The following is a 14245-nucleotide window of genomic DNA, read 5'->3' on the forward strand; positions in this document are numbered from 1 at the left end:
CAGCCCTGTCAGCGTTTCGACCGCTCTATCGGTACGGACGGACGGAAGATGAGCAGTACCCGACAAAGCGGGCGGTCACAGTGAGGCGGCGACCATCCGGAGCGCCTCGGCGAGGTCATGGCCGGAGGGGGCGTCGGCCGGGTCGATCAGCCACTGGGTCAGCACTCCGCTGATCAGGGCCTGGTAGAACGAGCCGAGCTGGAACGCCTTCTGCGGCTCGGCCGCGGCGTCGACCCCGTGGAACACCGACGCCCACATGCCGCGGGCGTCCCGCATGCCCTCGGAGATCATCGCCCGGATCGCCGGCGCGTGTTCCATCTGCACGAACGCGTCGAACGAGGCCATGAACGCCGGCCGGTGCGTGCCGAGCGAGGCGATGACGCTGTTCCAGTACGCCTCGAAGCGCTCCAGGCCGTGCAGCCCTTCGGCGTCGGTTGCCAGCAGCGCGGTGGCCAACTGCATGCCCCAGTCCTCGAGGGCCTTCTCGAGGGCGGCGTTGAGCAGCGCCTCGGTGGAGCCGTAGTGGTAGCCGATCGAGCCGAGGTTGGTGCCGGACGCGGCGACGATGTCCCGGGCCGTGGTCCGCCCGTAGCCCTTCTCGTAGATGCAGCGCACGGCGCCGTCGAGGAGGTCCTCGCGATGTCCCATGGTCCAGATCCTAGGGTCTATACAAGCGTATAAGACGAATGTATATTTCCGATCCATGGACATCCTCATCTCCGGTGCGAGCGTCGCCGGCCCGTCCCTCGCGCTGTGGTTGCACCGCACCGGTCACCAGGTCACGGTCGTGGAGCGCGCCCCCTCGCTGCGCGGCGGCGGCTACGCCGTCGACTTCCGCGGCCGCGTCCACCTCGAGGTCCTGCGGCAGATGGGCCTCCTCGACGCCCTGCGGGCGAAGGCCACGCACATGGGCGACATCGCGATCGTCGACGGTGCCGGCACGGTGAAGGCGGCGATGCCGTCCGCGATCTTCAGCGGCGACCTGGAGGTGCTGCGCGGCGATCTCGGCGAGACGCTGTACACCGCCACCCGCGACGACGTCGAATACGTCTTCGGCGACTCGATCGCCTCGATCACGCAGGACGCGGACGGCGTCGACGTCACCTTCGAGCACGGCGCGCCGCGGCGGTTCGACCTGGTCGTCGGCGCCGACGGGGTGAACTCCAAGGTCCGCGAGCTGGTCTTCGGCCCGGTGCCGCAGCACACCCTCGGCGTCTACGGCTGCATCTTCACGATGCCCAACGAGTTCGGCCTGGACCGTGCGGCGCTCATGTACAACGAGCCACGCCTGACGGTCACGGTCGCGGGCATCACCCCCGACAAGGCCGTCATCTCGCTGTTCTTCACCCTGGACCAGCCGCCGGCGCGCAGCCGCGACGTCGACCAGCAGCGGCGCCTCGTGGCGGACGCGATGCAGGGCGCCGGCTGGCGGGTGCCGCGCCTGCTCGAGGCCATGGGCACCGCGCCCGACTTCTGGTTCGACGGCACCGCGCAGATCCGGATGGACCGCTGGTCACACGGCCGGGTGGCGCTGCTCGGCGACGCCGGCTACGCGGGCGGCCCCGGCGGCAACGGCACCGGCCTCGCGGTCGTCGGCGCCCACGTGCTCGCCGGCGAGCTGGCGACACTGCCCTACGAGCAGGCCTTCGCGGCGTACGAGCGGCGCCTGCGGCCCTACGTCGCCACCTGCCAGAAGCAGGCGTCCGGCAGCTCCGACTTCCTCGTCCCGTCCACCGAGCGCAAGATCGCCCAGCGGGACCGCTTCTTCCGCACCATCCGCTACCTGCCGCCGGTGAAGCACCTGTTCAGGCACCTCGCGACGCGGACCGCGACCGCCTTCGACCTCCCCGACTACGGTGTCCTGGGTCACACACGGGACCTTTCAGGGAACAGAGGGAACGCTTTGTAACTTAAGCCTGACACGCTCAACCCCACAGTGATGGCAGGTGTCTGACATGGCTACTCTCCCGGTTCTTCCCCTGACCGACGACGTCCTGCTCCCCGGCATGGTCATCCCCGTGACGCTCGACGCCACCACCCAGGCTGCCGTCGACGCCGCGCGATCCGCAGGCGACAAGCGGGTCCTCGCGGTGCCGCGGGTCGACGGCGCATACGGCTCGTTCGGTGTCGTCGCCGTCCTCGAGAAGGTCGGCCGGCTGCCCAGCGGCGAGCCCGCGGCGGTCGTCCGCGGCCTGTCCCGGGCCCGCATCGGCGCCGGCGTCCCCGGCCCCGGCGCGGCGCTGTGGGTCGAGGCCACCCTGCTCGACGAGCCCGCCCCCGCCGGCAAGGCGAAGGAGCTCGCCCGCGAGTACAAGGCCCTCGTCATCGGCGTGCTCCAGGAGCGCGGCGCGTGGCAGGTCATCGACACCGTCGAGCGCATGACGGACCTGTCGGAGCTCGCCGACTCCGCCGGCTACGCGCCGTGGCTGACCCTGGAGCAGAAGATCCAGCTCCTCGGCGCCCCCGACGTCACCGCCCGCCTGGAGCTGCTCGTCGAGTGGGCCCGCGCGCACGCCGCCGAGCAGCAGGTCAACGAGAAGATCAACCACGACGTCCGCGAGGGCCTGGAGAAGACCCAGCGCGAGTTCCTGCTGCGCCAGCAGCTCGCCGCGATCCGCAAGGAGCTCGGCGAGGACGAGCCGTCCGGGTCGGCCGACTACCGGGCCCGGGTCACCGAGGCGACGCTGCCCGACGTCGTCCGCGAGGCGGCGCTGCGCGAGGTCGGCCGGCTGGAGCGCGCCAGCGACCAGTCGCCGGAGGCCGGTTGGATCCGCACCTGGCTCGACACCGTGCTCGAGATGCCGTGGGACGTCCGTACCGAGGACAACACCGACCTGGCGCAGGCCCGCGCGATCCTCGACGCGGACCACGCCGGCCTAGCCGACGTGAAGGACCGCATCCTCGAATACCTGGCGGTCCGCAACCGCCGGGCGGCGCTCGGCAAGGAGGTCGTCGGCGGCCGCGGCTCCGGCGCCGTCCTCGCCCTCGCCGGCCCTCCCGGGGTCGGCAAGACCAGCCTCGGCGAGTCCGTCGCCCGCGCGCTGGGCCGCAAGTTCGTCCGCGTGTCCCTCGGCGGCGTCCGCGACGAGGCCGAGATCCGTGGCCACCGCCGCACGTACGTCGGGGCGCTGCCCGGCCGGATCGTCCGCGCCCTGCGGGAGGCCGGCTCGATGAATCCGGTCGTGCTCCTCGACGAGGTCGACAAGCTCGCCGTCGGCTACGCCGGCGACCCGGCCGCGGCCCTGCTCGAGGTCCTCGACCCGGCGCAGAACCACACCTTCCGCGACCACTACCTCGAGGTCGACCTCGACCTGTCCGACGTGCTGTTCCTGGCCACCGCCAACGTGGTGGACACCATCCCCGGCCCGCTGCTGGACCGCATGGAGCTGGTGACCCTGGACGGCTACACCGAGCAGGAGAAGGTCGCCATCGCCCGCGACCACCTGTGGCCGCGGCAGCTCGACCGGGCGGGCCTGTCCTCCGACGAGGTCACCATCAGCGATCTCGCGCTGGGTGCGATCGCCGGCGAGCACACCCGTGAGGCGGGCGTCCGGCAGCTGGAGCGGGCTCTGGCGAAGGTCCTGCGCAAGGTGGCGGTCGTCCACGACGGCGCGCCGGTGCACGTGGACGACGTGGTCAAGTACCTGGGGCGGCCCCGGTTCACGCCGGAGTCGGCCGAGCGCACCGCCGTCCCCGGCGTCGCGACCGGCCTCGCCGTCACCGGCGCGGGCGGCGACGTGCTCTTCATCGAGGCGACGTCGATGGAGGGCGAGCCCGGCCTCACCCTCACCGGCCAGCTCGGCGACGTGATGAAGGAGTCGGCGCACATCGCGCTGTCGTACCTGCGCTCCAACGGCCGGCGCCTCGGCATCGACCCGAACGAGCTCGCCGGCCGCCGCATCCACCTGCACGTCCCGGCGGGCGCGGTGCCGAAGGACGGCCCCAGCGCCGGCATCACGATGGTCACGGCCCTCGCGTCCCTGGCCACCGGCCGGCCGGTCCGGCCCGAGTTCGGCATGACCGGCGAGGTCACCCTGGCCGGCCGGGTCCTGCCGATCGGCGGCGTCAAGCAGAAGCTCCTGGCGGCGCACCGGGCCGGCCTCACCGAGGTCATCATCCCGAAGCGCAACGAGCCCGACCTCGACGACCTGCCGGAGGAGGTGCGGTCGCAGCTGACCGTGCACGCCCTCGCCGACGTCGCCGACGTGCTCGCCCTCGCCCTGCGCCCCGCGGACGTCTCCACCCTGGTCCCGTCCGCCTGACCCCGCCCTTTCTCATGATCCGGAAGACCTTGTGTACCCAGGAGTGCACAAGGTCTTCCGGATCACGGGTGCGTTAGGTTGGTCGGCGTGGATGATCAGCTGGCGTGCCGCCTGCGTGTCGCGGGAGACGTGTTCGACCTGGCCGGACCGGCCGAAGCGCTGCGGGACCTGGCCGCCCGGCTGCGCGCCGCGGGCGACGTGCACGAGCAGCGCATCCTCAACGGCGCCTTCGTCCAGCGGCGGGGCGAGGGGCCGGTCGCGGTCGCGTTGCGGGGCGGACCCGCGCTCGAGGTCACCGGCTCGGACGAGGCGCTCGCCGCGCTGTGGGATGCCCTCGAGGTCGTCGCCGCCGAGGCCGACGCCACTCCTGACGCCGACGGCCCCGCGCCGCACCGGCACGTCGAGGCGCTCACCGTGACCGCCGAGCGCCCCGCCGCCGAACTGGTGATCTGAACCCACCCGCCCGTCGTCGGCGCGGTCTTTCAACGCCTCGGCGTGGGGTGGGTCAGAAGACCTTGACGACGACGGCGGTGGCGTTGTCGCGGCCGCCGGCCTCCAGGGACGCCGCGACCAGGGCGGACGCCATCACGTCCGGGGGTGCCCCGGAGCTCAGCGTCGCCTCCATGCGCTGGTACGGCACCTGTTCGGCGATCCCGTCGGTGCACAGGCAATAGACGTCGCCAGGGAACATGGTGACGCTCAGGACGTCCGGCTCGGGCAGGCCCGGGTGGCCGATGAAGCGGTGCAACTGGTAGCGGGCGGCCTCGGCCTGCGGCGAGTCGGCGGGGAACCAGCCGTGCACCGCGCCGAGCCACGCCTCCGTGTGGTCGATGGTGAGGAGCTCGAGGAGGCCGCCGCGTAGCCGGTACACCCTGGAGTCGCCGATCTGCGTGACCCACGCCCCCGTGGCGTCGGCGACCAGGGCGGTCAGGGTGCAGCCGGTCAGCTCGCGCAGGGACTTGCCGGCGGCGCGGACCTGGCGCTGGGCGTCGGCGACCGCGGCGAAGAGCGGCGGCGGCGCGAACGGCCCCCGGTGCTCCTGCACGGCGGTCGTGAAGATGTCCACGGCCGTGCGGCCGGCGGTGCGGCTGCCCTCACCCGCGCCCATGCCGTCGGCGACGACCGCGCACAGGCCCGGCCGGCGCTGCAGCTCGGCGGTGTGCAGCACGTCGAAATTGGCCGGATACCGCCGGCCGATCTCCGTGGCGGTGCCGACCTGCAAGAGGCGCCCCGCGCCCTGGACCTCGATCGTCATCAACGTGAGCGTAACCCGGGCGGACCCCACAGGTGACCCGGGTTCATGTGCCGTCCACCTCACCGCCGCCCCGGAACGGAAAGTTGCATCGCGTGGTGTCCGCGCCGTCGCGGACCGTGTCTATCGGCGGGACTCGACGCGCCAGGTGCCGTCCTCCAGGCGCTCCCAGCCGTCGACCTCGCCGCCCAGCTCGGCGAAGAGCACGACCCGGTCGTAGATCCAGTCGGCGAACTCGTCCTGCTCGTCCTCGTCGAGGCCGGCCCGGATCACCGCGCCGAACGTGATCAGTCCGGTGCCCTCCAGCGGCGACGCGCCCAGGATGCCGATCACCGACAGGTCGTCGGGGGCGATGTCGGTGCGCTCCTCGACCTCCAGGAACCCGCCGTCGGGCATCTCGACCAGAAACGCCATCGCGGGTCAGCGGGTCGCCGCGGCATGGATCCTCATGAGCAATCATTACCTCCAGAAGGTCCCCGCCGACCAGCGACACGCTCGCACCATCGGGGCGTTTCGGCTGGTGCCGGAGGGTGGGGCCACCCCGGTACAGTGCCGGCATGGAGTCCGGCGCGGCGTTACCGGCCCCGCTGACCAGCCTGGTCGGCAGGGACGCCGAGGTGCGCGCCGCGGGCCGCCTGCTCGCCTCACCCGACCACCGGCTGGTCACCCTCGTCGGGCCGGCGGGCAGCGGCAAGACCCGCCTGGCGATCGCGGTCGGCGCCACCGCGACGACACCGGTGTGGTTCGTCGACCTGACCACGATGCGTCCGTCCCCCACCCCGGATAAATCCAGGCGCAAGCGCCCGAATTTATCCGACATTTCGTATTTGTCCCCTCGCGAGAACGCTGGGGGCCCTGCGTTGCCGCTCGGCGAGGAAGCAGGGGACGCTCGTTTGCCGCTCCGTGAGACGGCGGCAGGCGCCGCACGGTCGCTCCGCGAGAGGGCAAGGGACGCTCCTTTGCCGCTCCGCGAGGGACAGTCGGACGCCGCCTTGTCGCTTCGCGAGGGGGCGGAGGACTCCGCCTTGTTGCTTCGCGAAGGGGACGCCGCCTTTTCGCTCCGCGACGATGCGGAGGACGCCGCCGGGTTCGTGCTCGACGCGTTCGGGGTGGCGCGCCGGGCCGACGCCGGCGCGACCGGCACGCTCCTCGCCGCGCTCGGCGACGCGCCCGCGCTGCTCCTGCTGGACAACTGCGAACACGTCACCGACCCGGTCGCCGCGCTCGCCGTCCGCCTCCTCGCGGCGGCGCCGGCCCTGCGGCTGCTCGTCACCGGCCGGCAGGCGCTCGGCCTGCCCGACGAGACCGTGCTCGAGGTCGCGCCGCTGGACGACGCGACGGCGTTGCGCCTGTTCGAGACGCGGATGTTCGAGCGGACCGGCCGCCCGCTGCCCGGCGAGCACCGGGCCGGCGCCGCCGCGATCTGCCGGGCGCTGGACGGCCTGCCGCTCGCCGTCGAGCTCGCCGCCGCCCGGGCCGCGCTGCTGTCGGTGCCGGAGGTCCGCCGGCTGCTCGCCGACCGGTTCCGCGTCCTGGCCGACGCAAAGGCGGCCGGCCCCGAGCACCATCGCACGCTCCGGGCGGCGCTGGACTGGTCGTACCACCTGCTCTCCCCGGACAAGCAGGCCCTGCTGCGGCAGCTCGCCGTGTTCCAGGGCGGCTTCACACCCGCGGCGGCCGCGGTCCTGCCCGCGCACGGGCCGGGCCTGCTCGACGCCCTCGCCGAACGCTGCCTGGTCTCCCCCGTGGACGGCTCCCCGGCCGGCGGGCCCCGGCGGCGGATGCTGCAGACCGTCGCGGCGTACGCGGCCGCCCGCCTCACCGAGCTCCCCGACGAGGCCGCCGCCGCCCGCGACGCTCACGCCAGCCACTTCGTCGCCCTCGCCGAGCAGGCCGCCGCCGGCATCCGCGGCCCCGGCCAGCGGGACATCCTGCGCACCGTCACCCTCGAACAGGACAACCTCCGCGCCGCCATGACCTGGCTGGCCACCCGCCCCGGCGTCGATGACCTGCGTCTCGCGACGGCCCTCGCACCCTTCCAGCATTTCACCGGCGTGTACCGCCAGGGCCGCGACTGGCTGGCATCAGCCCTGCTCCGCCGCCCCGACGCACCCCCGTCGCTCCGGGTCGCCGCCTGCTCGGCCGCCGCGAGCCTGGCGCTGCTCGACTGCGACTACCCGGCCGCCGCCACCCTCGCCTCGCAGGCCCTCGCCTCGCAGGCCATCGCCGGCTCGATCGAGGCACAGACCCGCGGGCGGCTGCTCACCCTGCTCGGCTGCGTCGAACGCGAACGCGCCGACTACCCCCGATCCCGCCACCACCTCGACGAGGCGCTGACCCTCTACCGCGCCGCCGGCGACGCCTGGGGCGAGGGCCGCGCCGCCCAGCTCGCCGGCGGCACCGCCTGGCTGTCCGGCGACCTCACCGCGGCCGCCGCACTGCTGGACGCGAGCCTCACCGCGTTCCGGGATCTCGCCGACGACGAGTCGGTCGCCTCGACCCTCACCCACCTCGGCGCGGTCGCCCACTTCGGCGGCGACCAGCCCCGCGCCCGCCGCCACCTGGTCGACGCCCTGGACCGCTTCACCGAGCTGTCGTTCCCCGAAGGCATCGGCTGGGCCCAGGACCTGCTCGGCCGCGTCGACCTCGCCGACGACGCGGTCGCCTCCGCCGCCGAACGCCTGCGCGCCAGCCTCGCCATCCACCGCCGCGTCGGCGACCGCTGGCGGAGCGCCAGCGTCCTGGAGGCCCTCGCCGAGGCCCGCCGCCGCCTCGGCGACCCGGCCCACGCCACCGCCCTGCTCGCCGCCGCCGACGTCATCCGCCACGAGATCGGCGCCCCGACGCCGGCCTGCGAGCTCCCCGCCCGCCAGGCCACCGAGCGGGCCCTGCACGCGGCGCTGCCCGAGGATGCCTTCTCCCGCGCGTACCGCTTCGGCACCCGCACCCCCGTCGACGACCTCCTCAACCTGTCCGGCTCCCCCGCTCCCCTGGCCCTCCACCCCACCCCTTGACCGCCGCCACAGGACGCACGAGTCGCACGGGTTGCCACCATCGCCACAGACGCTGATCAATGCCCCGATTCACACCTTTTGCTCCATAGAAGAAGCGCGATCCACCCACAATTCGATCTCTGAATTGCAGGTTGATCGCGCAACGTCTATAGAGCAAAAGGTACATAAGCGGGCATTGACCAGCGTCTGCGAGAGGGGGTGCAGCGACGAGCACCGGGCCCGAGGGATGACCGCGGACAGGCACAAGCAGTGACCACTGCCGGGCAAAGAAGACGCTCGCCACCAGACGCGAGAAATGACTGCCACCAGACGCAAGGGCAGGCCGACCGACCGGCGCGAGACAAGGACAACCCGCCCGGCGCGAGACGAGGACAACCCGCCAGGCACGAGAGAAGGACGGCTGCCGGGCGTGAGGGATGGCGGCGGCGAGGGGCAGGGCCGGTCGAGGCTCGGGTGACGAGACGCGCCAACCAGCGGGGTGGGTGGCTGGCCCCCGGGCGGTAACCAGACCTTAAGTGGCGGCCAAGTGGGAGGCGGTGTGCTGAAGGCCGGAACCAGTCGACCTTAGGAGCTCATCATGCCGAATCTTGTCGGGATCACCGTGAACCACCGGTCCATGCGTGGGGACGCGCGCCGGTTCGCGGCGTTGTTGCGGGACGTGGCGGACGGCAGGACGGCGAACACGCCCGCGCGGGCCAAGGCGATCGCCGGGTACCTGGAGACACTGTGCGACGGGATCCACCACCATCACCAGGCGGAGGACGACGTGTTGTGGCCCGTCCTCGAGGCCAGCGCCGGGGCGGAGGTCGACCTGCGGGAGCTCACCGAGGACCACCGGCAGCTCGACCCGCTGCTCGACGCGATCCGGCGGGACGCCAGGGCCCTTGCCGTCACGCCCGGGGACAGGGACGCGGCGGAGCGGCTCGCGGGGGCGCTGGGCGTGCTGCGGGACATGCTGGACGAGCACATCGAGGACGAGGAGCGGACCTTGTTCCCGGTGATCCATCGGTACGTGTCCGACGCCGACTGGAACAAGGTGGAGGCGGCGGTCCGCAAGGGCGGGAAGATGGGGTTCGAGCTGCCGCGGATCGAGCGGTACGCCACCGCGGCCGAACTGGCGGAGCTCAAGCGTATGGCGGGGCCGGTGCTCCGCGTGCTGCTCGCCGCGACCCGCCGCGGCTTCGCCCGCCGCGAGGCCGTGATCTTCAGCGCCTGACGAAGACGGACATCACGGAAGACGCCCGGCGCCGGCGGACGTCACGGGAACGCGCCCGACGCCGGCGCGGACATCACGGCGACGCGCCCGGCGCCGGCGGGCACCACGGGAGCGCGCCTGTCGCGGCGGCGAGCGCGTGGCCGGCCGCACGGTGCCCGGCGGCCGCGGCGGCATCGCCCAGGACGTCGGCCAGGGCGGCGAGGACCAGGTCGACCGGCGGGCCGGACAGGGAGCCGCTCGCCAGCCCCACGAACTGGCCCGCCCACGGCAGCAGGTCCGCGTACAGCGCCCGGGCGTGCGGCACGGAGCGCAGGGCGGCGGCGTTCAGGGCGCGCAGCCCGTTCCACGCGAGCCAGTAGTAGTCCTCCCGGACCGGCGCCGTGTCGGGCGACCAGATGGCCCGGGCCTCGTCGGCGCGGCCGGCGTCGATCAGGGCGCGGACCATGAGGTCGTTCACGGCGTCGGGCAGCCGGTCGTACACAGGCTGCAGCATCGGCAGGAGCTCTCCTGTCGTGCCGGCGGCGAGGTGCACGAAGAAGACGCCCGCGACGCCGACGAGAGCGGCGTTCGGCTGGCCGGCCCGGGCGATGCGGGCGGTGAGGTCCGTGTAGAGGCGCACGGCGGTGGCGAGGTCACCGGCGAAGAGGGCGCGCACCGCGGCGAACAGCGCCATCACCGACAGCGCCACGCCGAGCTGGCCGGCGGTCGCGTGCCGGACGACGCGGTCGACGTGGTCCTGGGCGGCGGCGAGGTCGTTGCGTTCGAGGGCGGCCTGGAACAGCACGTGGTGCGCCTGCGCCTGGAACTGCACCAGCCCCGCGGCGGTCGCGACCTCGAGCAGCTCGGCGCCGACGGCAGGGAGCTCGTGCCGGCGGGCGGGGTTGAGCACCGCGAAGTAGCGGGCGTTGAGCGCGTGGCAGCGCAGCAGCGGGTCGTCGCCGGCGAGGGCGAGGGCCTCGGCGCTGGCCGCGTCGCACCGCTCCAGGTCGTCGCCCTCCAGCTCGTACACCAGCGCGACGAGCAACCGGCACCGCACCGCCGCGTCAGCCGGCGCAGAACCAGCCGGCACCGAAGAACCGCCCGCCGGCGCAGAACCGCCCGGCACCGCAGCACCGGCAAGCAGCGTCGCTTCGAGCTGCGCGACGAGCGCGGTGTCGATGGTGCGGTCGGCGCGGATCGTCCAGGCGACCGGGGCGTCGTACGCGGTCAGCGCCGCCACCGACGGCACGCCGGCCAGCGCGGCGGCGGCGATGGCCTCGGCTCGGGCGGCCCGGGCGGCGGTGACGTCACCGGCGTTGGCGAGCGCCGACGTGAGCCCGCACAGCAGGTCGTGGCGCAGCACCGGCGGCAGCGGACCGGCGTCCAGCGCGCCGCGGAACAGCCCGGCGGCCTCCCGGTGCGCGTACAGCCCGGCGGCCTGCCGGGCGGCGGCCGCGGCGTGCCCGGCCGCGACGGCGGCGGTGGCGGGGGTGGCGGCGGCCAGGGCGTGGTGCCCGAGCGCGGCGACGTCCGGCTCCGCGGCGGCCGAGAGCACGTCGAGCACCCGGGCGTGCAGGCGGCGCCGCCGCAGCAGCGGCATGTCGTCGTAGAGGACGTCGCGCAGCAGCGCGTGCGTGAACCGGACCCGCCCCGCCGCCGGCTCTTCCAGCAGCCCCGACACGACGCCGGCCTCCAGACCGTCGAGGACGGCGTCCTCACCCGCGCCGTCGGCGGCGACGAGCAGGTCGATGTCGACGTCCCGGCCGAGGACCGCGGCGTGCCGCAGCACGGTCTGCGCGGGCGCGGGGAGCCGGGCGAGGCGCCGCCGCAGGACGTGCCCGATGCCCGACGGGATGGCGCGGACCGCGCTGTCGGCGCCCTCGGCGGAGACGAGCCGGGCGGTCTCGGTGAGGAACAGTGGGTTGCCGCCGGTGCGCGCGACGACGTCGTCGACCGCGTCGGACGGCACGCCGAGGTGCTGCAGGAGCGCCGCGCCGGCCGAGGCGTCGAGCCCGCCGAGGTCGACGTCGACGGCCCGGTGCCCGGCGAGCGCGGCCCGCACCGGGTCGAGGTCGGGCCGGGCCTCGCCGGGCCGGTGGGTGGCGACCAGCAGCAGCGGCCGGTCGGCGAACGCGACCGCCACGTGCCGCAGCACCTGCAGCGTCTCGCCGTCGGCCCGGTGGACGTCGTCGAGCACGACGAGCAGCGGCCCGAACCCGGCGAGGTGCTCCCCGACGGCCTGCGCGAGCGCGAACTGTCCGCCGCCGCCCCCGGTGCCCAGCAGCGGAGCCAGCCGCGCGTCGGGACGGTCCGCGGGCAGCGCGCCCAGCACCTCGCTCCACGCCCAGGCGGGCGGCGCCCCGTCGACCTCGGGGCACCGGCCCCACGCGACCTTCCAGCCGGAGCCGAGCCGCGCCGCGAACATCCGCAGCAGCGTCGTCTTCCCGGCGCCCGCCTCCCCGCCGACCCACACGACCCGCAGCCCGTCCCGCAGGACCTCGCCGGCGACGTGGTCGAGCGTGGCCAGCTCCTCCGACCGCCCGAACGTTCCTCTGTCCGCGTTTTCGGCAGATGTACGGCGTAACCGCTCAGACGGATGCGCTTGAGATGACGGCCCGGACGGAGAAGGTCCCAGCGGCGCCTCCCGCCTCGGCGAGTCCGGTGCTGCGGCGCCCGTGCCCGACGCACCCGCCCCGGCCGGCGACGGTTCCCCGGCCAAGCCGCCCGCCTGCCCGGGTGAAGCCGTGCCGCTCGCCTGTTCGCGCGGAGCGGCGTCGAGGTGCGGGGCGTGCGCGAGGACGTCCGCCTCGAGCGCCCGCAGCGCCGGTCCCGGATCGACCCCCAGCTCCGCCGCCAGCCGGTCCCGGGCGGACCGCAGCACGGCGAGCGCGTCCCCCTGCCGGCCGGCCGCGTACAGCGCCGACGCGAGCAGGTGCACCGCCTCCTCCCGCAGCGGATGCGCCGACACGTGCCGCTCCAGCGACGGCACGACCAGCGCCGCCCGGCCGAGCCGCACCGCGACCCGCCCGCCGACCTCCACGCAGACCAGCCGCAGCTCCTCCAGGCGTCCGGCCTCCGGGACGGCCCACGACTCGTCGGCGAACTCCGCGTACGCCGGACCCTCCCACGCGGACAGCGCATCCCGCAGCAGCCCGTCGGCCCGCCCGGGGTCGGCGCCCGCGACCGTGGTGCCCTCCCGCAGCAGCGCCTCGAACCGCCACGCGTCGACGGCGTCCGCGGGCAGGTGCAGCGCATACCCGGGCGCCGCCGTCACGAGCACGGTGGCGGGGGTGCGCGGCGGGCGGCCGGGCTCCAGGACCCGGCGCAGGTTCGACACGTACACCTGGAGCGCGGCGAGCGCCTTCGGCGGCGGCACGCCCTGCCACAGGTCGTCGATGAACCGGTCGGTCGGCACGACGTGCCCGCCGGCGACGACGAGCCGGGCGAGGACGGCCCGCTGGCGGGGGCCGCCGAGGTCGACCGGCTGACCGCCGATCAGGCCCCGCATCGGCCCGAGCACCCCAAGGAAAGGCTGTTCCATGCGCATGTGGAGGTCAGTGGAACAGCGAGCTGACGGACTCGCCGTTGTGGATGCGGCGCATCGCCTCGGCCATCGCGGGCGCGATCGACAGCACCCGCAGCTTCGGCACCCACTTCCCCTTCGGGATGGGGACGCTGTTGGTGCAGACGATCTCGAGCACGTCGGGCTGGGCGGCGAGCCGGTCGAGGGCGCCGTCGGTGAAGAGGCCGTGCGTGCAGGCGACGCGGATGCTGGCGACGCCGCGCTCGCGGAGCCGGTCGATCAGCTCGATGACGGTGCTGCCGCGGGCGATCTCGTCGTCCAGGACGATGACGTCCTTGCCTTCGATGTCGCCGATGACGGCGCTGATCACCACCCGGTCGTCGCTGAAGCGCTGCTTGGCGCCGGCGGCCACCGGTACACCCAGCAACCGCGCGAACGCGGACGCCACCTTCGCGTTGCCGAGGTCGGGCGAGACCACCACGCTGTTGGTGAGGTCGAGGCCGCGGAAGTGGGTGGCGAGCTCACGCAGCGCGTGCAGGTGGTCGACGGGCACGCTGAAGAACCCGTGCACCTGCGGCGAGTGCAGGGTCAGCGTCAGCACCCGGGACGCGCCCGCGGCGCTGAGCAGGTCCGCGACGAGCCGGCCGCCGATGGAGATGCGCGGCTCGTCCTTCTTGTCGGAGCGGGCGTAGGCGTAGTGCGACATGACCACGGTCGTGCGCGCGGCGGAGGCGCCGCGGGCGGCGTCGAGCATCAGCAGCAGCTCGACGAGGTGCTCCTGGACGGGTGGGACCAGCGGCTGGATGAGGAACACGTCCCGCTCCCGGCAGTTGGCCTGCAGCTGCACCTCGAGGCAGTCGTTGGCGAACCGGTCGACCCGCACGGGCTGCAGCGGCACCTCGAGATGGGTGCAGATCTCCTCCGCCAGCTCCGGATGGGCGCTGCCACTGAACACGGCGATGTCCCGCACTGGTCCGGCTCCTCGGTGTGGTCGCGCGC

10 protein-coding genes are annotated in these 14245 nt (G+C 74.1%); 5 read left to right on the plus strand and 5 right to left on the minus strand.

Annotation, left to right across the window (positions count from 1 at the left end; all coding sequences use genetic code 11):
* Positions 1-75 precede the first annotated feature (75 nt).
* The gene (locus ACQEVZ_RS50985) at positions 76-648 is read right to left on the minus strand and encodes a TetR/AcrR family transcriptional regulator (RefSeq protein ID WP_433382578.1); all 573 of its coding nucleotides are present in this window, start codon (positions 646-648) and stop codon (positions 76-78) included.
* A gap of 55 nt (positions 649-703) precedes the next feature.
* Here ACQEVZ_RS50985 and ACQEVZ_RS50990 point away from each other — a divergent pair, with 55 nt between their 5' ends.
* From ACQEVZ_RS50990 to ACQEVZ_RS51000, 3 genes are all read left to right on the plus strand, one after another.
* Complete coding sequence (locus ACQEVZ_RS50990; RefSeq protein WP_433382580.1) at positions 704-1909, plus strand: FAD-dependent monooxygenase; 1206 nt, start codon at positions 704-706, stop codon at positions 1907-1909.
* A 46-nt stretch (positions 1910-1955) separates the two neighbouring features.
* A complete protein-coding gene (gene lon / locus ACQEVZ_RS50995; protein ID WP_433382582.1) occupies positions 1956-4262 on the plus strand; it encodes an endopeptidase La in 2307 nt (768 codons plus the stop codon).
* An 87-nt stretch (positions 4263-4349) separates the two neighbouring features.
* Positions 4350-4715 carry a hypothetical protein gene (locus tag ACQEVZ_RS51000; RefSeq protein ID WP_433382584.1) on the plus strand — a complete coding sequence of 122 codons (366 nt, stop codon included), beginning with the start codon at positions 4350-4352 and terminating at the stop codon, positions 4713-4715.
* 52 nt (positions 4716-4767) lie between these two features.
* Here ACQEVZ_RS51000 and ACQEVZ_RS51005 read toward each other — a convergent pair whose 3' ends face one another.
* Both ACQEVZ_RS51005 and ACQEVZ_RS51010 read right to left on the minus strand, forming a co-directional pair.
* Positions 4768-5517: a PP2C family protein-serine/threonine phosphatase gene (locus ACQEVZ_RS51005; protein ID WP_344499106.1), complete on the minus strand. Its 750-nt coding sequence runs from the start codon at positions 5515-5517 to the stop codon at positions 4768-4770.
* A gap of 120 nt (positions 5518-5637) precedes the next feature.
* A complete protein-coding gene (locus ACQEVZ_RS51010) occupies positions 5638-5928 on the minus strand; it encodes a hypothetical protein (RefSeq protein ID WP_344499104.1) in 291 nt (96 codons plus the stop codon).
* 143 nt (positions 5929-6071) lie between these two features.
* Between ACQEVZ_RS51010 and ACQEVZ_RS51015 the strand changes: the two genes are divergently transcribed.
* Both ACQEVZ_RS51015 and ACQEVZ_RS51020 read left to right on the plus strand, forming a co-directional pair.
* Positions 6072-8528 carry a hypothetical protein gene (locus ACQEVZ_RS51015; RefSeq protein ID WP_433382587.1) on the plus strand — a complete coding sequence of 819 codons (2457 nt, stop codon included), beginning with the start codon at positions 6072-6074 and terminating at the stop codon, positions 8526-8528.
* A gap of 577 nt (positions 8529-9105) precedes the next feature.
* Positions 9106-9744, plus strand: coding sequence for a hemerythrin domain-containing protein (locus tag ACQEVZ_RS51020; protein WP_433382589.1), 639 nt, complete (start codon positions 9106-9108; stop codon positions 9742-9744).
* A 73-nt stretch (positions 9745-9817) separates the two neighbouring features.
* Here the strand turns inward: ACQEVZ_RS51020 and ACQEVZ_RS51025 are convergent, their stop codons facing one another.
* The gene (locus ACQEVZ_RS51025; protein WP_433382591.1) at positions 9818-13231 is read right to left on the minus strand and encodes a BTAD domain-containing putative transcriptional regulator; all 3414 of its coding nucleotides are present in this window, start codon (positions 13229-13231) and stop codon (positions 9818-9820) included.
* 46 nt (positions 13232-13277) lie between these two features.
* Positions 13278-14216: a ribose-phosphate diphosphokinase gene (locus ACQEVZ_RS51030; protein WP_344499096.1), complete on the minus strand. Its 939-nt coding sequence runs from the start codon at positions 14214-14216 to the stop codon at positions 13278-13280.
* Positions 14217-14245 lie beyond the last annotated feature (29 nt).

Origin of the sequence: Dactylosporangium sp. CA-152071 (assembly GCF_050936335.1) — a bacterium.
In the GTDB taxonomy this organism is placed as follows: Bacteria; Actinomycetota; Actinomycetes; order Mycobacteriales; family Micromonosporaceae; genus Dactylosporangium; species Dactylosporangium maewongense.

What these genes read in the sequence shown, in the direction of transcription:
- ACQEVZ_RS50990 (WP_433382580.1), top strand. Translation starts at nt 704, where the DNA reads ATGGACATCCTCATCTCCGGTGCGAGCGTCGCCGGCCCGTCCCTCGCG.
- ACQEVZ_RS50985 (WP_433382578.1), bottom strand. Translation starts at nt 648, where the DNA reads ATGGGACATCGCGAGGACCTCCTCGACGGCGCCGTGCGCTGCATCTAC.
- lon (WP_433382582.1), top strand. Translation starts at nt 1,956, where the DNA reads ATGGCTACTCTCCCGGTTCTTCCCCTGACCGACGACGTCCTGCTCCCC.
- ACQEVZ_RS51005 (WP_344499106.1), bottom strand. Translation starts at nt 5,517, where the DNA reads ATGACGATCGAGGTCCAGGGCGCGGGGCGCCTCTTGCAGGTCGGCACC.
- ACQEVZ_RS51025 (WP_433382591.1), bottom strand. Translation starts at nt 13,231, where the DNA reads ATGCGGGGCCTGATCGGCGGTCAGCCGGTCGACCTCGGCGGCCCCCGC.
- ACQEVZ_RS51020 (WP_433382589.1), top strand. Translation starts at nt 9,106, where the DNA reads ATGCCGAATCTTGTCGGGATCACCGTGAACCACCGGTCCATGCGTGGG.
- ACQEVZ_RS51010 (WP_344499104.1), bottom strand. Translation starts at nt 5,928, where the DNA reads ATGGCGTTTCTGGTCGAGATGCCCGACGGCGGGTTCCTGGAGGTCGAG.
- ACQEVZ_RS51015 (WP_433382587.1), top strand. Translation starts at nt 6,072, where the DNA reads ATGGAGTCCGGCGCGGCGTTACCGGCCCCGCTGACCAGCCTGGTCGGC.